This window comes from Selenomonas sp., from assembly GCF_052169755.1.
Lineage (GTDB): Bacteria > Bacillota > Negativicutes > Selenomonadales > Selenomonadaceae > Selenomonas.
In genome coordinates this window covers 1-18966 of sequence record NZ_JBQNBV010000025.1, presented here as the reverse complement: position 1 = coordinate 18966, position 18966 = coordinate 1, and the positions used below count along the sequence as shown (strand labels likewise).

20 protein-coding genes, 1 tRNA gene and 1 other RNA gene are annotated in these 18966 nt (G+C 56.5%); 5 read left to right on the top strand and 17 right to left on the bottom strand.

Going from position 1 to position 18966, the window contains the following annotated elements:
- From ACTTKG_RS03360 to ACTTKG_RS03345, 4 genes are all read right to left on the bottom strand, one after another.
- A partial coding sequence (locus ACTTKG_RS03360; protein ID WP_442672842.1) for an alanine racemase occupies positions 1 to 157 on the bottom strand: 157 nt, incomplete at its 3' end.
- 38 nt (positions 158 to 195) lie between these two features.
- Positions 196 to 1473: a serine--tRNA ligase gene (gene serS, locus ACTTKG_RS03355; RefSeq protein WP_442672841.1), complete on the bottom strand. Its 1278-nt coding sequence runs from the start codon at positions 1471 to 1473 to the stop codon at positions 196 to 198.
- Between the two features lie 108 nt (positions 1474 to 1581).
- Positions 1582 to 2586, bottom strand: coding sequence for a hypothetical protein (locus ACTTKG_RS03350; RefSeq protein WP_442672840.1), 1005 nt, complete (start codon positions 2584 to 2586; stop codon positions 1582 to 1584).
- Positions 2587 to 2713: 127 nt separating this feature from the next.
- The gene (locus ACTTKG_RS03345) at positions 2714 to 3376 is read right to left on the bottom strand and encodes a hypothetical protein (protein ID WP_442672839.1); all 663 of its coding nucleotides are present in this window, start codon (positions 3374 to 3376) and stop codon (positions 2714 to 2716) included.
- A 333-nt stretch (positions 3377 to 3709) separates the two neighbouring features.
- Between ACTTKG_RS03345 and ACTTKG_RS03340 the strand changes: the two genes are divergently transcribed.
- Positions 3710 to 3913 carry a hypothetical protein gene (locus tag ACTTKG_RS03340; protein ID WP_442672838.1) on the top strand — a complete coding sequence of 68 codons (204 nt, stop codon included), beginning with the start codon at positions 3710 to 3712 and terminating at the stop codon, positions 3911 to 3913.
- Between the two features lie 4 nt (positions 3914 to 3917).
- Entirely contained in the window at positions 3918 to 4760 is an 843-nt protein-coding gene (gene dapF / locus ACTTKG_RS03335; RefSeq protein WP_442672837.1) for a diaminopimelate epimerase, read from the top strand.
- Positions 4761 to 5039: 279 nt separating this feature from the next.
- On the opposite strand, the gene ACTTKG_RS03330 is transcribed toward dapF, so the two are convergent.
- The 4 genes from ACTTKG_RS03330 to ACTTKG_RS03315 form a co-directional block, all read right to left on the bottom strand.
- The gene (locus ACTTKG_RS03330; RefSeq protein ID WP_442672836.1) at positions 5040 to 6041 is read right to left on the bottom strand and encodes an ABC transporter substrate-binding protein; all 1002 of its coding nucleotides are present in this window, start codon (positions 6039 to 6041) and stop codon (positions 5040 to 5042) included.
- Between the two features lie 89 nt (positions 6042 to 6130).
- A complete protein-coding gene (locus tag ACTTKG_RS03325) occupies positions 6131 to 6874 on the bottom strand; it encodes an ABC transporter ATP-binding protein (RefSeq protein ID WP_442672835.1) in 744 nt (247 codons plus the stop codon).
- Position 6875: 1 nt separating this feature from the next.
- Positions 6876 to 7877, bottom strand: coding sequence for a FecCD family ABC transporter permease (locus ACTTKG_RS03320; protein WP_442672834.1), 1002 nt, complete (start codon positions 7875 to 7877; stop codon positions 6876 to 6878).
- A gap of 256 nt (positions 7878 to 8133) precedes the next feature.
- Positions 8134 to 8209, bottom strand: a tRNA-Ala gene (locus tag ACTTKG_RS03315).
- A 244-nt stretch (positions 8210 to 8453) separates the two neighbouring features.
- Here ACTTKG_RS03315 and ACTTKG_RS03310 point away from each other — a divergent pair.
- Both ACTTKG_RS03310 and ACTTKG_RS03305 read left to right on the top strand, forming a co-directional pair.
- Positions 8454 to 9386, top strand: coding sequence for a sugar ABC transporter substrate-binding protein (locus ACTTKG_RS03310; protein WP_442672833.1), 933 nt, complete (start codon positions 8454 to 8456; stop codon positions 9384 to 9386).
- A 14-nt stretch (positions 9387 to 9400) separates the two neighbouring features.
- Positions 9401 to 11125 carry a methyl-accepting chemotaxis protein gene (locus tag ACTTKG_RS03305; protein WP_442672832.1) on the top strand — a complete coding sequence of 575 codons (1725 nt, stop codon included), beginning with the start codon at positions 9401 to 9403 and terminating at the stop codon, positions 11123 to 11125.
- 149 nt (positions 11126 to 11274) lie between these two features.
- Here ACTTKG_RS03305 and ACTTKG_RS03300 read toward each other — a convergent pair whose 3' ends face one another.
- The 8 genes from ACTTKG_RS03300 to ACTTKG_RS03265 all read right to left on the bottom strand — a co-directional run bounded on the left by ACTTKG_RS03300 (position 11275) and on the right by ACTTKG_RS03265 (position 16565).
- Entirely contained in the window at positions 11275 to 11517 is a 243-nt protein-coding gene (locus ACTTKG_RS03300; protein ID WP_442672831.1) for a pro-sigmaK processing inhibitor BofA family protein, read from the bottom strand.
- Between the two features lies 1 nt (position 11518).
- Positions 11519 to 12124, bottom strand: coding sequence for a recombination mediator RecR (recR, locus tag ACTTKG_RS03295; RefSeq protein WP_442672830.1), 606 nt, complete (start codon positions 12122 to 12124; stop codon positions 11519 to 11521).
- Between the two features lies 1 nt (position 12125).
- Complete coding sequence (locus ACTTKG_RS03290) at positions 12126 to 12461, bottom strand: YbaB/EbfC family nucleoid-associated protein (RefSeq protein ID WP_442672829.1); 336 nt, start codon at positions 12459 to 12461, stop codon at positions 12126 to 12128.
- Between the two features lie 86 nt (positions 12462 to 12547).
- The gene (gene dnaX, locus ACTTKG_RS03285) at positions 12548 to 14536 is read right to left on the bottom strand and encodes a DNA polymerase III subunit gamma/tau (RefSeq protein WP_442672828.1); all 1989 of its coding nucleotides are present in this window, start codon (positions 14534 to 14536) and stop codon (positions 12548 to 12550) included.
- Positions 14537 to 14642: 106 nt separating this feature from the next.
- Positions 14643 to 14813: signal recognition particle sRNA large type (ffs, locus tag ACTTKG_RS03280), an RNA gene on the bottom strand.
- 49 nt (positions 14814 to 14862) lie between these two features.
- Complete coding sequence (locus tag ACTTKG_RS03275) at positions 14863 to 15246, bottom strand: DUF488 domain-containing protein (RefSeq protein WP_442672827.1); 384 nt, start codon at positions 15244 to 15246, stop codon at positions 14863 to 14865.
- Positions 15247 to 15476: 230 nt separating this feature from the next.
- Positions 15477 to 15707 carry a hypothetical protein gene (locus tag ACTTKG_RS03270; RefSeq protein WP_442672826.1) on the bottom strand — a complete coding sequence of 77 codons (231 nt, stop codon included), beginning with the start codon at positions 15705 to 15707 and terminating at the stop codon, positions 15477 to 15479.
- 18 nt (positions 15708 to 15725) lie between these two features.
- Positions 15726 to 16565, bottom strand: coding sequence for a hypothetical protein (locus ACTTKG_RS03265; protein ID WP_442672825.1), 840 nt, complete (start codon positions 16563 to 16565; stop codon positions 15726 to 15728).
- 472 nt (positions 16566 to 17037) lie between these two features.
- Between ACTTKG_RS03265 and ACTTKG_RS03260 the strand changes: the two genes are divergently transcribed.
- Positions 17038 to 18408 carry an NCS2 family permease gene (locus ACTTKG_RS03260; RefSeq protein WP_442672824.1) on the top strand — a complete coding sequence of 457 codons (1371 nt, stop codon included), beginning with the start codon at positions 17038 to 17040 and terminating at the stop codon, positions 18406 to 18408.
- 71 nt (positions 18409 to 18479) lie between these two features.
- On the opposite strand, the gene ACTTKG_RS03255 is transcribed toward ACTTKG_RS03260, so the two are convergent.
- Positions 18480 to 18710, bottom strand: coding sequence for a ferredoxin (locus ACTTKG_RS03255; protein WP_442672823.1), 231 nt, complete (start codon positions 18708 to 18710; stop codon positions 18480 to 18482).
- Between the last annotated feature and the right edge of the window lie 256 nt (positions 18711 to 18966).

Here is an 18966-nt window from a genome sequence, read left to right as displayed (position 1 = left end):
TCGCCTCCTTCGCGACGGCGAGGGCGCCGTGCCCGTAAGCGTTCGCCTTGACGACGGCGCAGAGCTTTGCGCCGCCACAGAGCGCCTCGCGAATCACGCGGTAATTGTGCCGGATCGCTCCGAGACGGATTTCAGCCCGGACGGCACGCTTGCTCATGGGAAATCCCCCTTCGCCTTGATGGTCGTGCAGTTTCCTCACGGCTTTTCGATGACTTCCACGCCGCCCATGTAGGGGACGAGCGCCTTCGGTACGCGCACGGAGCCGTCTTCTTGCTGATAGTTTTCGAGGATCGCCGCGACCGTGCGCCCGACGGCAAGCCCCGAGCCGTTGAGCGTATGGCAGAACTCGGGCTTCTCCTTTGGCTCGCGGCGGAACTTGATGTTCGCGCGGCGCGCCTGATAGTCGAGGCAGTTCGAGCACGAGGAGATCTCGCGGTAGGTGTTCTGCGCGGGCATCCAGACCTCGATGTCGTAGGTCTTTGCCGACGTGAAGCTCATGTCGCCCGTGCAGAGCAGCACGACGTGATAGGGAATCTCCAAAAGGCGCAGCACATCTTCCGCCGCATCGACCATGCTTTCAAGTTCATCCCAAGAGTCTTCGGGCTTCGTGAACTTGATCAGCTCGACTTTGTTGAACTGGTGCTGGCGGATGAGCCCGCGCGTGTCGCGCCCCGCGCTGCCGGCTTCTGCGCGGAAACATGCCGTGTAACTCGTGTAGCGCTCGGGCAGTTTCCTGCCGTCGAGGATTTCGTCGCGGTGGTAGTTCGTCGTCGGCACTTCCGCCGTCGGCACGAGGTAATAGTCGAGACCTTCGAGCTTGAACATGTCCTCGGCGAACTTCGGCAGCTGTCCCGTGCCGATCATGCTCGCCTCGTTCGCGATGTAGGGCGCGAGCATTTCCGTGTAGCCGTGCTTCGTCGCGTGCAGATCCATCATGAAGTTGATGCAGGCTCGTTCCAGCCTCGCGCCGAGTCCCTTGTAGAAGGTGAAGCGTGCGCCCGTGACCTTCGCCGCACGCTCGGCATCGAGGATTTCGAGATCGGCGCCGATATCCCAGTGCGCCTTCGGCTCGAAGGTGAACTTTCGCGGCTCGCCCCAGCGGCGCACTTCGGGGTTCTCCGTGTCGTCCTTGCCGACGGGCACGTCGTCCTTCGGCATGTTCGGAATGTTCAGGAGGATGTCGTGAAGCTCGTCTTCCACCTCGCGCGTCGCAGCGTCGAGATCGGCGATCTTCCTGCCGACCTCGCGCATTTCGGCGGAGATCGCCGTGACGTCCTCGCCCTGCTTCTTCTTCGCGCCGATCTCCTTCGACACGCTGTTGCGCCGCGCCTTGAGTTCTTCCGCCTCCTGCAGGAGCGTGCGGCGCTTCTCCTCAAGCTCCTTGAAGCCGCTCAGATTCAGCGCGTTGCAGCGCTTTTCGAGCATCGCCTGCACCTCGTCGATATGATCCCTGACAAATTTGATGTCCAGCATGACTGCGTCCTCCCATCGGCAGGGAGCGCCTGCCGCAAAATCTTTTCGTATCTTTGTATTATAGCATAGGCAAGGCACTCACGGCAAAAGGCTTGTCGCCATGCTTCCTTAGATCCGAATTTCGAACCCGCCGTGCTCGCCGTCCTTCTTCCCTTCGCGGTCTTGGCGAATCTCCGCGATGCGCGTGGCTTTTCGCGCTTCTTCCGCCGCCTGCGCACGCGCTCCATCATCCATCATACCGCTCGCTTCACGAAAGGCGGCAAGCGCCTCAGAAAGCGATGCGAGCATCGAGGTGTCCGGTGCGGCGGCTGCTGTATCCGTCGAGGACGGCATCTTTGCCGCGCCTGCGCTTGCCGAAGCCGCATCGCGCGCTGCGCCCGCCTCTTCGCCTGTGCCGTCCGCCGCTTGCGTTTCCGCTGCGCCGCGCGTCCAATCACCGGCGATGGCACAAAGCCCTGCGGCGGCGACGGCGGCGGCGCGATCAGCTTCACGCTTTTCACGCGCGGCGCGGATCGTTTCAAGCTCTGCCAGAAGCTCCGCCTCACGCGCGGCACGCATCGCGGGCGTCGGCGCGTCCTTTTTGCGGCGCAAAAACGCATAGGCGAAAACACCTGCGATAGCGGCGAAAAGAACGGCGACGAGCGCCAAGTGCAGCATGTCGAACCCCTGCGGCTCCTCGGCTGGCGATGTACTCACCGTGCGCGTCTCGCTGCCTGTCATACTCGTATGCTCCGTTTGCGCCGCCTGAGCCGCCGGCGGCAGCTTCGCCGCCTCGGATACAGTCGCTTGGCTCTTCGCGCCGCCTGCATCGGCTGCGGCATTTGTCGGCGTTTGCTCAAGCTTTCCCTTTGCGCCGCCGTCTTGTTCTGCGCCCGCCCCTGTCGTCTTGCGCTCAGGCGCACCCATGAGCCGCTCGCCTGCTGCGCGTGCATTCGCCGCTGCATCCTGCCCCGTCTGCACGGCGGCAGCGGCTCTCTCCTGTGCGCCCTCGACCGCCGCCTGTCCCGATGCGCCGAAGTCCGGCAGCCCGCCGACCGCCTCGGATGCACCCGCAAATCCCGGCACAGTCGGCGGCGTCGGCGCGGTCGGTTGTGCCGGTCCTGCAATCGCCATGCGCATCATCCCCCTCAAAAATCTTTTCGCAGCGTTTTCCTGATACACACAAATAATGAATACATTCAGTCTCGCCGCAGTTCATGCAACACGAATAAACATAGCTCCTGCACAAGTGCGTGTACAGCTATGCCTTGATATTAATTTGTCGTTTACCATTTTTTCTAAAGAAGTGCGCGGTCGAACGACTATTTTGCTGAGAAACATGTTTCATATCCCCGGCGCCGATTCCATAAATCGGCGCGGCTGCATCGTCTGTCGCATCGCTCTCATGCAGTGCAGGAGGCGTTTCTACCGCGTATGCCTGCGTAGCGCGGAATTGTATAATATTAAGCTGCATCGAAGCGATGGCTTTTTTCCCATGTTCGATCGTCAGCGGATTTTCCAATCGGAACTTATTGAGCATCGCATCCGCCGCATCATCGAAGTCACGCAGGATGCGATTAGCAAGATGCTCCGTTTCCCGTGCAAGCGCATCGCCCTCTCCTGTCTGCTCAGGAGATGATCCGCCGATCGCAATCAAATAAGACGCGCTCGCTGCATCGCTGCCGTCCTCTGTTTTGCCATCGAGCAGATTCGACGCCTTTGTCGTACCAAAGTGGAAATGCCCTCCGCTCAAATCATTTTTCCGATCGCTTTTATTCGCATCATTTTTTAGGGTTTCTATCATTTGCTTTTGCAGATCAGCAAGCTGCTGCATCATCAGTTTCAGCAAGCTCTCTTTTGTTTCCAACCTTGCTTCATCATTGCTTTTGACTAAACATAGCAATACCCGATACTTGTCACGCAAATTGATCGTGAACTCCTTTTCTTTTCAGCAGCAAAAGACAAAAATCTACGATACAATTTAATCGAAATTTTAGCAAATTATCTTAAGAGCAGATCCCAGATTTCCATGAAATCCCAAGAAGTCACGCCCGAAGTCGAAGACCGATTGGCTAACTTTCTGTAAGACGTGAGAACATCGGTACAGCGTGCCTCTCGGATGATGTCAGTGCAGAAAAGGGACGGGAAAGGACATCATGGCGCTGAGCGTGAGGGCTGAACGCCTTCGCTTGACAATATATACCCATACATGTATAATGAAACATACCAATAGGGGTATATGCAAAGGAGAATCGTTATGAATGCAGAAAAAAGACGCGGTCGGTCGGCAATACATGGAGCCGTCACAGGCAAACAGGACTTGGCAAAACGCTCGTTCTTCGCTAAAATAAGGGAAAACTGCATGGCGACAGAGGCACGCGTACTCGAAGAAAGCTATCGGAAAGGCAACGCTTTCGGCGCTTCCTTCTGGTCGTTCTTTGCAAAACACTCTTGGGGGTAAAAGTATGGCGTTTTCCTTTACGAAGTGGCAGGGCTGCGGCAACGATTTCATCCTTGTGAACGGTTTTGCCGAGCGGCTTGCCGAGGACGATCTCGCTGCACTATCGGAGAAGATCTGTGACCGTCACTACGGCATCGGTGCAGACGGGCTGATCCTCGTGCTGCCGTCGGAAAAGGCAGATTTTCGTATGCGCATCCTGAACGCAGACGGCAGTGAAGCCGAAATGTGCGGCAACGGCATCCGCTGCTTTGCGGGCGTTGTGCATGACGAAGGCTTGAGCGATCAGGCGTCGTTTACCGTTGAAACGGGCGCAGGCATCCTTGTACCGCGCCTGCATTTTGCAGACGACAGGCTCAGAGGCGTATGCGTCGATATGGGCGAGCCGATCCTCGCGGCGGATCGCATTCCCGTCGAGGGGTTCGGCTCGGCGCATGTCATCGAACAGCCCATTACAGCTGCAGGCGAAACGCTTTCCATGACATGCGTTTCGATGGGCAACCCGCACTGTATCATTTTTGTCGATGACGCAGATCGCGTGCCGATCGAAAAACTCGGTCCTGCACTCGAAAGCCATGCGCGCTTCCCGAAAAAGACGAATGTCGAATTTGCCACAGTCAAAGACCAGACGCACATCCGTATGCGCGTCTGGGAGCGCGGCGCAGCCGTGACACTCGCCTGCGGCACAGGATCGTGCGCGACGCTTGTCGCCGCCGCACTCGCAGGACGCACGGGAAAGGAAGCGGAAATCGAACTTGACGGCGGCAAGCTGCAAATCGAATGGGCAGCGAACAATCACATCTACATGACAGGCCCCGCCGAAAAGATCTTTGCAGGAACATACGAATGAGCGTATCCGGAATTTCTATAGCAAAAGGCGCCGTACCGATTCGTTGAAATTGGTGCGGCGTCTTTTTTATTGTTCTTACCATGAAGCCCCAAGAGGTCAAGCCGAAGGCGCAGAGCGATTGGCCAGGCTTCTGTAAGGGCGTCGCACAACGTCAACAAATTGGACGTTTGTGCGTGTATTTTATACAAAAATCAGCCCCGAAGCCGAAGCCTCGGGGCTAAACTTACTGCTGCGATTATAAGATCACACTGCCGCCCATTGTCTGCTTATGGAAGAGATTCATTGGAGCCGAATGCCGTGAATCTCTTCGGCGAGACGTTTGAGCGCTTCGACGGTGCGTACGCCCGGGGTGATTTCCGAAAGTTTCACTTTGAGGAAATGGTTTTCTTTGACGGCTTTGACATTCGCGAGCTGCGGATTGTCCTTAATGGCGGCAACCTTTTGCTGGAAATCGTCGTCGTTTCTTATGCCGTTGCTGTAGTCGGCGATGATGATGTACTCGGGGTCGGCGGCGACGACGCTTTCCCATGTCGCGGCTGCCCACGTCTTATCTACGCCGGCATCCGCCATGACATTTTCTGCGCCGATGAGCTTTAGAATATTCGTCGTGTATCCCTTGTAGGCTGTGAAGGGTTTGCCGTCAGATGCATCATAGATGAACACGCGCTTTTTCGGCAGATCTTTGATCTTCTCCTGCACAGCGACGAGGATATTCTTCTGTCCGTTGACCCATTCCTGCGCTTTCGTCTCGACGCCGAAGATGGCTCCGAGCTTCTGCATATCGTCGAATACGGTGTCGAGATCTGCGTCGAGCTTTTGCATCGAGGACGGGATGTAGATCGGTACGCCTTGCGCAGTGATCGAATCGGCGGGAATACCGCGTTTCGTGAAGGGAACTTCCCAACCCGTCGCAAAATCAGGCTTTTCCGCCATGAAAGTTTCGTAGGACGGCCACTTCTCCGACAGCACTTTGACCTTGTCATACGCTGTTTGCAGCGGCGGATAGATGTCCTCTTCCTTCATCGCTGTGCCGACCATCTTGTCCTCAAGTCCGAGCGCGAGCATCATTTCCGTCGTCGCCTGCGACATTGAGATGGCGCGGCTCGGCACCTTTTCCACAGAAGCGGTCGTCTCCTGCCCGTTGAGCGTTTGTGTCCACGACACAGGATAGCCCTCGGTCTTTTCCGCCGCTTTTTTCGCGTCGCTGCCGCAGCCTGCGAGTGACGCGAGGAGCAGCGCGGCGATGCTTACGGTCGCCGCTCTTTTCAGCCATTGTTTCATAAAATGAAAACCTCCTTCATATATTTCTGCCGCAGCATTTGCTGCGATATAGAAACGCCTTTCTTTACCAAACAAAAATCCGTGTTTCTTTAATAGTTCAAGTAGACGCGACCGTCTTTTTCAAAGCGCACGAAGGGTACGCCGAAAATCTCTTCTAAGAGTTCGGTGCGCATGACGTCGGCGGTATCCCCCTCTTCGCGGATGCGCCCATGCTTCATGACGACGACGCGGTCGGCGTACTGCGCGGCGAGCGACAGATCGTGCAGCACGAGGATGATCGTGCCGCCGTAGGCGCGCAGCGTGTTCATGAGTGCGACCTTGTATCGGACGTCGAGGTGGTTCGTCGGCTCGTCCATGAGGATGATTTCAGGTCGCTGTGCGAGCACCTTGGCGATCATGACGCGCTGGATCTCCCCGCCCGACATGCTGCCGATGCGCCGCCTCGCCATCGCCTCGATGCCAACTTCGCGCATGGCGCTTTGGGCGATTTCGTAGTCAGCTTCTGTATAGTCACGAAATTGCCGCTTATAGGGAAAGCGCCCCATGACGACGACATCTTCGACGGTGAAATCGGCGATGGTTTCGCGCTGCTGCGGCAACATCGCCGCCCTCTGTGCATAGGCGTGCGACGGAATCCCGCTGATATCCTTGCCGCAGAGGAAGATGTGCCCGGGAGCCGCGCGATTTTTCCCAAGGAAGGACATCAAGGTGCTTTTTCCCGAGCCGTTTGCACCAAGAATCGCCGTGATTTTTCCTTCGGCAAAGTTGACCGATACGTCGTGAAGAATCGTTTTATCACCGACGGCAAACGATAAATTCCTGACCGAGAGCATATCAATACCCTCCGTACTTGCGGTTGATGATCCAGAGAAATACGGGAGCGCCGAGACCTGCCGTCAGGATGCCGATGGGAAGCTCCTCCGGGCGAAAGGCGCTCCTCGCGAGCACATCCGCCCAGATGAGTACGATGCCGCCGAAAAGCGCCGTAAACCACAGGAGCACGCCGTGCTTCGGCTCGCTGAAAAAACGCGCCGCATGTGGAATGATGAGTCCGACGAAGCCGATGATGCCGGAAAGCGCCACGACGATCGCCACGACGGCAGACGAGAAGAGCACGATGAGACGCTGCAGACGCATGACGGACATACCGAGATGGCGCGCTTCCTCCTTGCCGAGCAACAGGATGTCAAGCTCGTGGCGTAGAAGCCAGATAAAGAGCATGAGCGCCGCAAGCGCCGCCGCCATGACGGGAACCGCTTTCCACTGAATGCCCGTGAGACTTCCCATGAGCCAGAACATGGCGCTTCTGACTTGCGCCTCGTCCTTTGCGCCGTAAATCGCGAGCATTGTCAAGGCAGAAAAGAGCGCCGAGATGCCCATGCCCATGAGTACGAGGCGGACAGGGCTGCCGCTCCGTCCCGTCAGAAAAATAACGAGCGCCGTCGAGAGCGCCGCGCCGAAAAAAGCGCCGATGTAGATGCCATAGCCGAAAAGCTGCTGCGCCAGCCCCGAGACGATGCAGACGACAGCCCCCGTGCTCGCGCCCGCCGAAACGCCTAGGATGTAGGGATCGGCGAGGTAGTTCTGCGAAACCGTCTGCATCAAAAGCCCCGTAAGCCCCAAGGCAGCGCCGGCGAGCACGGCGAATAAAATGCGAGGCAGACGGATGTCGAAGAGGATCATCGCGTTTTTCGAGGTTTCCCCTGCAAAGGCGGCAGCTACCTCAGAGAAAAGCGTATCGGTCGGCAGCGTCACCGAGCCGAACCCCAAGGCGAGTACGATGCTGCCGACGAGCAGGAGCAGCAAAAAAGCAGCGCGCAGTTTCAATGACTTCATTCGTTCCCTTCCTCTTTTCCAAACCGCAGGACAGGCATCGCAGGATGCGGAAAGGCTCTGCAGTAAGATTCAAAATCTCACCTGCATCCAATCATACCCAAAACGAATGATCTTGTCAATGCAGATCTGCCGAAAACATAGACTTGCGCCCACTGCCGCCCCTTCGCTAAGGGAATTTGTGCCCGTCCTCGTGCGAAAAATCCTCATCGGCAATAAAAAAGGAACCGGCATCTCGCCGATTCCCTGCTTGTCGATCTGGTGGAGACGAAGGGGATTGAACCCTCGACCTCTCGGATGCGAACCGAACGCTCTCCCAGCTGAGCTACGTCCCCATGTCGTACTTTATGAGTATACTGCATGTCCAGTAAAAATGCAAGCGAAAATTTTTGATTTTCCCAATAGACCCAGGAGAGCATTGATAATTATTTTTCTTCGAAGCAGGAAAATAGCATTGGAGATAGAATAAGGATGGAACAGAAAAACTATATATGCCAAATGGTCGGACACGACGCATGTCTGCCTGCTGCGTGCGAAAGAGGCAGGCTGCGGCAGCTTTACAAGAAAGGGCGTGGGAGCATGAACTTGACGAGAAAATGTTTGATCTTTCTCTTGGTGGTCTTGGGGTGTTTTTATCTGACGGGCTGCGGGGGGTCCGGCGCAGGGGAAGCGGGCAAGGTGATCTACGCCAACCATAACGACGACGATGCATTCGCCATGCATCTCAAGAATGCGTTTGCCGAAAAGGCGAAGGCTGCGGGACTTGAAGTAGAATTCCTCAACGGCAAGGGCGACAGCAATCTGCAGATCGATCAGCTGAACGAGGCGATCGCCAATAAGGCAGCCGCTATCGTGCTCTTAGCTATGGATGGGACGAGCATCGTGCCGACGGTCGAAAAGGCTCGCGAGGCGGGCATCCCCGTCGTCATCATGAATCGCGACGTCAACGATCCAAAGGTCATCGGCTCCTTGTCCGACGACCGCGAGGCGGGCAGGATGCAGGGCGAATTTATGGCGAAGAATCTGCCGCCGAACGCCAAGATCGTTTATCTCATGGGCGAAAGCTCCTTGAGCGTCGCCGTCAAGCGCTGGGAGGGCTTCAAGGAGGCATGCCTCGACAAGCGTCCCGACATACAGCTGCTCGCTTCCGTGGATGGCAGCTGGAGCAGGGCGGAGGGTATGAAAGCCATGACGCTCTGGCTGAGCTTCTTCCCCGAAATTCATGGCGTCGTAGCTGCAAACGACGAGATGGCACTCGGCGCAATTCAAGCCTTAAAGGCGGCGAACCGACTGCAGGGTTGCCTCGTGACGGGCGTTGATGCGACGCCCGACGGGCTTGCTGCGGTCGAAGCAGGCGAGCTTTCGCAGACGATCAAGCAGGATGCAGAGGGACAGGCGGCAGGCGCGGTCACACTCGTACAGGGCTTTTTGAGCGGCAAAGCGCCGACCGAGAGTCTCGATATTCCGTTCACCTCCATCACGCAGACAAATGTCGCGCAGTTTGTGAAATAAGGGGGGACGAGAAAATGAGCAATTTTACGATAGGCAGTGAGATCTTGAAGGATTACAGCGTCAAGACGAAGGTCGCGATTCTTTCCGTATTTCTCATCCTCACGGTGATCCTCGTCGCCGCCGTCGGCGTTTATTCGAGCCATTCGGCGAAGCAGGCGCTCGACGATATGTATCATCACAACTTGATGACGACGCAGTATTTAAATGATGCGAACAATCGCCTGCGCAGCATCAATGTCAATGTTTCTTACATCGTGCAGCAGAATTTCACGCCGGAGAACCGACAGATTCTCCTCGATGATATTGCCGGCAATATCGCGGGCATTCGCCACGACATCAACGAATTAAAGAAGATGCGTCTGAGCGATCGCGCCCAGGCGGCGGTTGAGACGCTCGACCAGGAACTTGATACGGCGGATGCCGCCGTCAAGGCTGTCGGCTCCTTGGGTACCGCGCCCGAGGATAAGGCAGCGGCGTACAGCGAGCTGTCGTCTTTGACGGCGATCGCTGCCAACATGCAGGTCTTGACGCCGGACAACGTGTTTCAGGGCAAGCTGCTCTTCGAAGCGAATAATGCGCAGTATACGCGCACGCTGGGGATTTTCGCCGCGATCATTCTCATCAGTTTGATCCTCGGCGTCCTCATGTCGCGCGTCATCGCCGACAATATCTCCGCGCCGCTCAATACGTCGATCGAGCACTTGAATGCTGTCGCGGCGGGCGATCTGAACCGCGAAATACCGACGACGCTTTCCAATCGCGCCGATGAGATCGGCGTCGTCGTCAAGGCTTTGATGAAGATGCAGGGCTTCATGAAGCAGGTGCATGAAGAAGCCGAAAAGACAAACGCCGTCGTCGGCGAGCTTGAGACGATGATCCATGCGATGAACGACGAGACGCAGGATATGTCCGCTGTGACAGAGGAAATGTCAGCGGGGATGCAGGAGACGGCGGCTTCGACGGCGAGTATGCAGCAGGTCAGCGGTCACTTGAGCGAAGAAATTCAAAGCACGGTACAGGCGATGAAGAAGAGCGAGACGTACACGCAGGAGATCGCCGAGCGCGCGACCAATCTCAAGGCGAAAATGGAGCAGGCGCAGGCGGCGTCAAACCGCGTTTACGCTTCGACCAAGACCTCTATGGAGGACGCCATCGAGTCTGCCAAGGTCGTGCAGGAGATTGAAACGCTTACGCAGGCGATCACGGACATCGCCGAGCAAACGAACCTGCTCGCCTTGAACGCGAGTATCGAAGCGGCGCGTGCCGGCGAACAGGGACGCGGCTTCTCGGTTGTCGCCGGCGAAGTCGCCAAGCTCGCCGAACAGTCGCAGGAAACGGCAGAGAAGATCAAGAGCCTCACGAGCCAAGTCACAGGCGCAATGGACGCCTTGTCGAAGGGCGCGTTTGACCTTCTGCACTTCATCGACGACGACATCCGCAAGGACTACGCGCAGATGGACGAAACCGCCGTACAGTATAAGGATGACGCTGAGTTCTTCCATCGAACAGCGAAGAGCAGCACGAAGAGCTCCGAGGAGCTGCTCGCTTCTGTGCGCAACATGAATCAGTCGATGGAAGAGATCGGCCGCGCGACGCACGAAAGCGCCGACGGCAACACGCGCATCGCCGAAAACATCGTCGGCATGGCAGAAAAGTACGCCGATATCTTGGAAAAAGTGCAGGGCTTCAAGGAAGGCACGGAACGCTTGAAGAACCTCGTCGCAGCATTTTCGAAATAAAAAAGACGGCGCATGAGTCGATTCGGCTCATGCGCCGTTTGTCATTGGAGCGATTCATCGCCGCCCTCTCAATGCTTCGAGAGCACATCACAATGAGCATCGAGCGAGGAATCGCACCTTATGCCGCTTCGCATGACGGCTGAACATATTTATACATAGCTCCATGCGAGGATGCAGAACACGCCGGGGACGCCGAAAATACCTGCAATGAGTGCTGTGAGGATGTTGATTGTCACAGAAAAGCCGAGGAGCTTGACGATGGAGAGCAGTACTGCGCCGATGATGCTGTTGACAATGAACTTTTTGAGCAGGCGAAAGGGCATCGCCAAGAGTTTTGCCAAGATCGCGAGCAGCAAAAGACCGACGGCAAGCGCCGCGATGATTTCGAGCATATCAGATTTCCTTTCTGTTTTCGATCGCCTTGGCGAGCGTGACTTCGTCGGCATATTCGAGATCGCCGCCGATGGGCAGACCATGCGCAATGCGCGTGACTTTAAGCCCGGCGGGTTTCAAAAGGCGTGCGAGGTACATCGCCGTCGCTTCTCCCTCGACGGTGGGGTTCGTCGCCATGATGATCTCCGTCGTTTCTGCGCCCCTTTCCCCCTCAAGACGGTGCAGCAGCTCCTTGACGCGCAAGTTTTCAGGTCCGACGCCGGAAAGCGGCGAGAGGGAGCCGTGCAGCACATGGTAAAGCCCCTTGTAATCCTTCATGCGCTCGATAGCGGCGACGTCCTGCGGCTGCTCGACGACGCAGATCTTCGAGCGGTCACGCTTTTCGGAGCTGCAAATCGCGCATGGATCTTGATCGGAGAGATTGCAGCAAACGCTGCAAAAGCCGATCTTCTCCCGCGCTTCTAGGATCGCCGAAGCGAGAGCGCGCGCTTTCGCTGCATCCATATCCAGGACGTGATATGCAAGACGCACTGCCGTCTTGGAGCCAATGCCCGGCAGTGCGCGAAAGTGTTCGATGAGTTTTGCCAGCGGTGCGATGTATTGCATCTTAGAACATGCCCGGCGGCAGGCCAAGACCGCCCGTGAGTTTTCCCATCTCGCCCGCCATCATGTCGTCAACCTTCTTGACCGATTCATTGAAAGCGGCGGCGAGAAGATCCTGCAGCATATCGACGTCCTCGGGATCGACGGCGGCAGGATCGATATGAAGCGACTGTACTTCTTTTTCACCGTTCATGACGATCTTGACTGCACCGCCGCCCGCCGATACTTCGACGGTCTTCCTCTTGAGTTCGTCCTGCATCTTCTTCATGTCGTTCTGGAGCTTCTGCACTTTCTTCATCATACCCTGCATATTGCCCATGTTTCCCATTCCACCAAACATTGTGTTTCTCCTTTCAAAAGCAGGTGTTGCGCCTGCGTTCTTGTCCTGTCGCTTCCTATGATTATAGCCTTAAAGCGTCTCTTCGGTCAACTGTTTTCGCCCGACGGCGCGTCCTCGTCGGGCGGCGGCGCATCATCATCGTCGGGCGGCGGCACGTCGGCAAAAGACGGCGGCTCTGCGGCGGGCGGCGCCGCTTCTCTTGCCGCACCTTTATCCGCATCCGCCGCCGTTGGAGCGATCGCCCTGCCGCTGGCGGCGAGGGCAGCGATGCGCTGCTCTGCGGGCAGATCGACGAGACGTCCGCCGAGAAGATCGACGGCATTTTGCAAGCGGTTTCGCTCTTCGGGCGAGAGTGCATTCTCATCGATCGCAAGCGGTTTCGGCGCAGGACGGCGCGGCTTGATCTCTGCAAGCGGCGGCTTCTTCTTTGGCGCAGGCGGCGCAGGATGCGGCGCCGCGATCGCTTCGCACGCGAGAGCGATCGGCTCGCCCAGGATCTCAGCGAGCGCCTCTTCGATGATCTTGCGATAGTCGTCACGCGCCGTGCGCCGTGCAAGCAGAGGGCTTGCAAAGTGCAGGCGGAACGTGCCTGCGCCGCTTCCGGCAAAAGACGCGCCTTTGAGACAAGCCAGCACGGAGATGCGCTGCTTCTCCTGCAAGCGGCGCAGAAGCTCGGCATAGACCTTCTCGCCCTCGGGGTCTGGCGCGGCGGGTACGGCGGGCGCAGCTGCGAGAGCGCCGTCCTGCGGCGTGCGCGGGAGCAGCGGGTCAGCGGAAGAAGCAGTCTGCGCCGCTCGACTTGCCGCCCGAGATGCGGCAGTCGGTGCTGAAGCCGGTGCAGGAGCAGCTCTCCCCCCCGCCGCAAACGCTGCCTTGAGGGCGGCAAGCTCTGCCTCAAGGCGGGCGATGCGCGCTGTATCGTTGGGGGCGGGTGCAGGCAAAGCGGCGGCAGAAGCGCCGTACATCTGTGCCGCCGCGCTTCCCTCGCCTGCCATCGGGCGGCAAAGCGAGAGCAGCGCGACCTCGATGGTGATGCGCGGCTGCGGCGTCCAGCGAAGCTCTGCCATCGCTTCATGCAGGCGCTTGATCATCGCCATGAGCTGCGCCTGCGTAAACAGCGCCCTTTGCTCTTCAAGCGCCGCCTTGGCGTCTGCCGAAAGGTCGAGCGCCTTGAGCGCCCCCGCCGCCTCGTAGAGCATGAGACTCCGAAGATGCAGCGTAAGCTCCGCCATGAGCTGCATCGGATCTTTGCCGCCCGCAAGAAGCGAAGCGAGCACATCGAGCACGTCGCCCTTCGCATGTTCGCCAATCGCCTTCGTCAAGCGGTAGATCGGCTCATGTCCGATGAGGCCAAGACTCTCCTCGACATGCGCCGCCGTCAGCGTCCCGCCGTCAAGAAGAGCGCATTGATCGAGAAGCGACAGTGCATCTCTCATACCGCCGTCCGCCTGCTGTGCGATGAGATGCAGCGCAGCCTCCTCGCAGGGGATCTCCATCTCCTGCGCGACGTAGGCGAGACGTGCCGTAATCTCCTCGACCGTGATGCGCCGAAAGTCGAAGCGCTGGCAGCGCGATTGGATCGTCGCCGGCACCTTGTGCGGCTCCGTCGTTGCAAGGATAAAGACGACGTGCGCGGGCGGCTCCTCCAGCGTCTTTAAAAGCGCGTTGAACGCTTCCGTCGTCAGCATATGCACCTCGTCGATGATATAAACCTTGTAGCGTCCTTCGGCAGGCGTAAACTTCACCTTCTCGCGCAAATCGCGCATCTCGTCAATGCCGCGGTTCGACGCCGCATCGATCTCAAAGACGTCGAGCGCCGTACCGTCGGCGATCTTTGTGCAGCTTGTACAGGCGCCGCAAGGTTCGGGCGTCGGACCATGCACACAGTTCAGCGACTTCGCAAGAATCTTCGCCGTGCTCGTCTTACCCGTGCCGCGCGGCCCTGAAAAAAGGTAAGCATGACCGATGCGCCCCGAAGAAATCGCATGAGAAAGCGTCCTCGACACAGCATCCTGCCCCACAAGCTCCTTGAAGCTGCCCGGCCGCCATTGGCGATAGAGCGCGATGTAAGCCATACTCCGCCTCCTGTCCTGAAAAACATGCGCCGCGCCATGAAAAAGCACGCGCTCCAAACGCATAAAAAAGCTGCCGCGCAAAGCCGAAACTCCGCACAGCAGCGAAACGATCCTTTTCCACATCGGGGCGCGGCCCTCAGGCGCCCTCGCGGCACATGAAGCGATTCGCTTACCGCTGCTTCCTTCCGGACCTGACGGGGTTCACGAGACTCCATTGCGCAAGACCAAAGCGCCACGCTCCGATCTGGAAAAGACTCTCCTCAATAGGAGAAAACGTAAAAACGCCCATTGCGTCCTTTGATTGTAGCATAGATTCGTCGAAACCGTCAATCGTTTTTGCACGATGTCATCGCCTTGAGCAGCCATTGGCGCAGCACGAGGACGTGATTTTCGACGGTGTTCTTATTCGCGTAGACGAGCGTCACGGGAGCCTCCTGCAGCCAGCTCCTGCACCTTCGGGCAAATGCGGCGGCATCGGCGCTTTCTTCCAGCTCCTCGCGATAGGCTTTTGCGAAGAGGTCGAAACTCATCTCGCCGCTGTGATAGAGCTTTCGCAGCTCGGGCGACGGCGTGACCTCCTTCGCCCATTCGCTCAGAGCGGCGCACTCCTTCTTCATGCCGCGTGGCCACAGGCGATCGACGAGGATGCGCCTGCCATCCGTCGGCGCGGGCATGTCATAGATGCGCTTTATCTCCAGTTCGTATGCCATGATGACGGCTCCTTTCGCAGAAGATATGGGGCGTATTTGCCTCTGGGATCATTTTAGCACAAATATAGAATTTTTCCAGACGGTCGTGATTTTCCTGCCAGCCTCAAATATCCTGCAAAGAACCTCTTCATGGACGAGCGCATGATTATACGGACATGGAACGCCAAAAAGGCATTGCTCCCTACGAGAGTTGAAGCAACGCCCCTTGTCGTTTCATGCCATATATTTTCTTACCACGTCAAGACATCCTCGTAAGTATATGGCTTGAACGTCTGTACCAGCCACGATACGCCGCTGCGCGCCCGAGCCCCGTCCGTCGGCGGCATGAAGCGCGGACTCGTCCCCCATGTGTAGCCCAGGGCGCCATCGGGAAGCTCCTTCGGCTCTGCTGAGACGGCAGGCAGGAAGATGCAAACGAAAAAGCAGACGAGCACAGTCATGCGATTGAAATGTTTCCACATAGATATCTCTCCTTTATATCATTCAATTCGTGTCACATTGATATCATATCCATCACCTATGGTGTATATCATGTAGGTGTCCTCAAAAACGCCTTTTTCCTCAAGCACTTTGCGCGTGATCTTGCCAACCGTATTGATTTTGCCGTAAATCACGACCATATCGCCTTTGTGCAGAGATGAGATGCTTTTCCCCTCCGGTTCCTTGCCATTATTCCACTTCGTATGACATCTAAAATCTGTGCCGCCATATCTGTATGTATCTATGGGATCCGGCGAGTATGTGATTCTGATCAATCCGTCTGAATCAATCGAATCGATGAACGCACGAAGAATCCTGCATTTTTTCCCTTCATACCGCTCTCTCGCCGCAATGGGGTTGGAGTAATATGATGCAAGCATATCCTCAGCGTAAACGGTCTGATAAGAGCGGCGTTCTTGCTCCTCTTTCTCCCGCGCATCCCGCTCTGCCTGCGCTTTTTGCTCCTCTTCCTGCCTTTTCTTCTCCTCTTCCCGCTTTTTCTTCTCCTCTTCCTGTTGCTGCCACGCAATCCATTCGTCATATTGCTCCTGCAGCTGTTCCGCCTCTCGCTGCGCTTTCTGTTCGGGCGTGAGACTTGCCTCGTATGCTCGAACTGCTTCATCATGCGCCCTTTGCGCTGCGCCGTTCGTGCATCCCCATAAAATAATCGAGCTCGTGATTACGAAGCTGTAAACAAGAAACACGCGACCGCGTGTCTTTTGCATAAAATCCCCCCATATCGCAAGGGGCGGATATAGCAAACCCAGGAATAACAGAACATGACCCAAAAGAAAAATAATAAAACAAATGTGAGAAACTCCGCTCCAAAAGTTTTCCATATAATGCATCCTTTCGCAAGTTTAGGCGTCGTGTTCACCTCGCAAGAAAACAGGAACTGCATGTCAGCCGATCAAGCCAAATTGCTGCTGCCACAGGCGATCATAGTCGTCGAACCACGATACATGAGCATCTCTCCTTCTTTATAAAAAGTTTCCCATTTATTATAAGCGCCTCCGCCCCCTTTTTGGTGTCCTGTCAGGACAATAAACGTCGATGTGACTGCCGGTGTTTTTTAAGAACGGGACAAAGGAACAGGCATGAGGATAATTCCGAATGAATTGCTCGAAGTTTTCTATCAGAAAGCAGGAATCGAGGAAATTATGTAGAAAACGATTAGGGAAACACGGATAAAAGGAAGTCGCCCGGATGCGTGAAGATGGGCGTCTGAATGGATCCGCCTTTCCAATTAGATATCGAAGCATCTATGTGGAAAGGTGTTTGTCGAATTTTCATAGAAAAGGAGATCATCCGATGGGAAAATTCCTGGAAAATGTATTTCACTTGAAGGAAAACGGTACGACCGTGCAGACGGAGCTTCTGGCAGGGCTGACGACGTTCATGACGATGGCGTACATCCTCGCTGTGAACCCGCTGATCTTGAGCGCTGCGGGCATGGACGCGGGGGCGGTGTTCACGGCGACGGCGCTCGCGTCGGGCATCGCGGGCTTCTTGATGGCATCGTTTGCAAATCTGCCGTTTGCTCTTTCTTCCGCGATGGGGCTGAACGCCTTCTTTGCCTACACGGTCGTCGGGCAGATGGGCTATTCGTGGCAAGTCGCCTTGACGGCTGTACTCGTCGAGGGGTTGATTTTCATCGCGCTGTCGGTGACGAATGTACGCGAAGCGCTTTTTAATGCGATTCCATTGACCTTAAAGAGCGCTGTGACGGTCGGCATCGGCTTTTTCATCACGTTCATCGGTATGCAGAACGCGCATGTCGTCGTTGCGGGGCCGAAGCTCGTCGCATTATTCTCGTTCCCCAAGGCGATGGCTGAAGGGACGTTCCACTCGGAGGGTCTGACCGTTCTCCTGGCGCTCTTCGGCATCCTCTTGACGGCGGTGCTTGTCATGAAGAATGTCAAGGGGCATATCCTCATCGGCATTTTTGCTACATGGGGCTTGGGCATCGTCTTGGAGCTTCTCGGCATCTACATCCCCGATCCCGCGCACGGCTATTTCAGTCTGATGCCGACGGGCATCGTCGCGCCGCCTGTCTCCCTCGCACCGACGTTCCTGCAATTTGATTTCCAAGCGATTCTTTCGATCGACTTCCTCGTCGTCATGTTTGCATTCCTTTTCGTCGATCTCTTCGATACGCTCGGCACGCTGATCGGCTGCGCTTCACGCGCGAATATGCTCGATGAAAAGGGCCGGCTGCCGCGCGTCAAGGGTGCGCTGATGGCAGACGCCTGCGGCACGTCGATCGGCGCCTGTCTCGGCACCTCGACGATCTCGACGTACGTCGAGTCCTCAGCGGGCATCGTCGAGGGCGGCCGCACGGGGCTGACGGCAGTGACGACATCGCTGCTCTTCCTCGTCGCGCTCTTTTTCTCGCCTCTCTTTCTCGCTGTGCCGGGTTTTGCGACGGCTCCGGCACTCGTGATCGTGGGCTTTTTGATGATGCAGCAAGTCGTGAAGATTCCCTGGAATGACATCATCGAGGCGATCCCGTCGTTCATCTGCATCGCAATCATGCCGTTCGCCTATTCCATCGCCGAGGGCATCGCCTTTGGCATCATTTCGTACACGATTTTACACGTCGCAGCAGGCAAATTCCGTGATGTGACGTGGCTCATGTATATCCTGACCGTGCTTTTCATATTGAAATACGCATGGCTCTAAGCGTGCGCAATGCAATAAAAAGCCGCTGTCGAAAAATCCCGACAGCGGCTTTTTATTGGCGCGCATAATGGTCAGACGGCCTTGCACTCCTGCGGCGTCTCATACGAGATGCGGCGAATACGTTCGAAGGGGATGCCTTCAAACGCGTAGCGCAAATCCAAATACCCATCAGCCAGTCTGAATGAAACACACTTGAGTGTGCGACCTTTCGAGTGCCTTTGGATTTTACGGACGTAGCGCTCTGCCTCCTCCGCAGAAAAAGCGCCGCTCTCGATGATAACGGTGACATTATCCATCGTCATAAAAATCCCTCCAGCGGTGTTGCAACCGTACCGAAGCTTCCATAAATTATACAGAAGCCTTTTGAAACAGTCTTTCGAGACGAAACATCGTCCCTTAAAGTCCTTGCCCATTATACAACATCAGTCAGAAATTGCAAGTATTTTTATCATAGCGGACAGAAGTCCTTAAGGAATCACTGATAAATTCAGCCGTCCATCTTTACACATCTGCGCTGTCCTCTCATCGTCGACAAATCCTCGACGTAGCACCGCTACG

Coding starts and splice junctions, on each gene's coding strand:
- ACTTKG_RS03300 (WP_442672831.1), bottom strand. CDS start 11,517: ATGCTCGAAATCATCGCGGCGCTTGCCGTCGGTCTTTTGCTGCTCGCG.
- serS (WP_442672841.1), bottom strand. CDS start 1,473: ATGCTGGACATCAAATTTGTCAGGGATCATATCGACGAGGTGCAGGCG.
- ACTTKG_RS03270 (WP_442672826.1), bottom strand. CDS start 15,707: ATGTGGAAACATTTCAATCGCATGACTGTGCTCGTCTGCTTTTTCGTT.
- ACTTKG_RS03350 (WP_442672840.1), bottom strand. CDS start 2,586: ATGGCGATTGCAGGACCGGCACAACCGACCGCGCCGACGCCGCCGACT.
- ACTTKG_RS03255 (WP_442672823.1), bottom strand. CDS start 18,710: ATGACGATGGATAATGTCACCGTTATCATCGAGAGCGGCGCTTTTTCT.
- recR (WP_442672830.1), bottom strand. CDS start 12,124: ATGCAATACATCGCACCGCTGGCAAAACTCATCGAACACTTTCGCGCA.
- ACTTKG_RS03265 (WP_442672825.1), bottom strand. CDS start 16,565: ATGGAAAACTTTTGGAGCGGAGTTTCTCACATTTGTTTTATTATTTTT.
- dapF (WP_442672837.1), top strand. CDS start 3,918: ATGGCGTTTTCCTTTACGAAGTGGCAGGGCTGCGGCAACGATTTCATC.
- dnaX (WP_442672828.1), bottom strand. CDS start 14,536: ATGGCTTACATCGCGCTCTATCGCCAATGGCGGCCGGGCAGCTTCAAG.
- ACTTKG_RS03325 (WP_442672835.1), bottom strand. CDS start 6,874: ATGCTCTCGGTCAGGAATTTATCGTTTGCCGTCGGTGATAAAACGATT.
- ACTTKG_RS03305 (WP_442672832.1), top strand. CDS start 9,401: ATGAGCAATTTTACGATAGGCAGTGAGATCTTGAAGGATTACAGCGTC.
- ACTTKG_RS03275 (WP_442672827.1), bottom strand. CDS start 15,246: ATGGCATACGAACTGGAGATAAAGCGCATCTATGACATGCCCGCGCCG.
- ACTTKG_RS03290 (WP_442672829.1), bottom strand. CDS start 12,461: ATGTTTGGTGGAATGGGAAACATGGGCAATATGCAGGGTATGATGAAG.
- ACTTKG_RS03310 (WP_442672833.1), top strand. CDS start 8,454: ATGAACTTGACGAGAAAATGTTTGATCTTTCTCTTGGTGGTCTTGGGG.
- ACTTKG_RS03330 (WP_442672836.1), bottom strand. CDS start 6,041: ATGAAACAATGGCTGAAAAGAGCGGCGACCGTAAGCATCGCCGCGCTG.
- ACTTKG_RS03340 (WP_442672838.1), top strand. CDS start 3,710: ATGAATGCAGAAAAAAGACGCGGTCGGTCGGCAATACATGGAGCCGTC.
- ACTTKG_RS03260 (WP_442672824.1), top strand. CDS start 17,038: ATGGGAAAATTCCTGGAAAATGTATTTCACTTGAAGGAAAACGGTACG.
- ACTTKG_RS03320 (WP_442672834.1), bottom strand. CDS start 7,877: ATGAAGTCATTGAAACTGCGCGCTGCTTTTTTGCTGCTCCTGCTCGTC.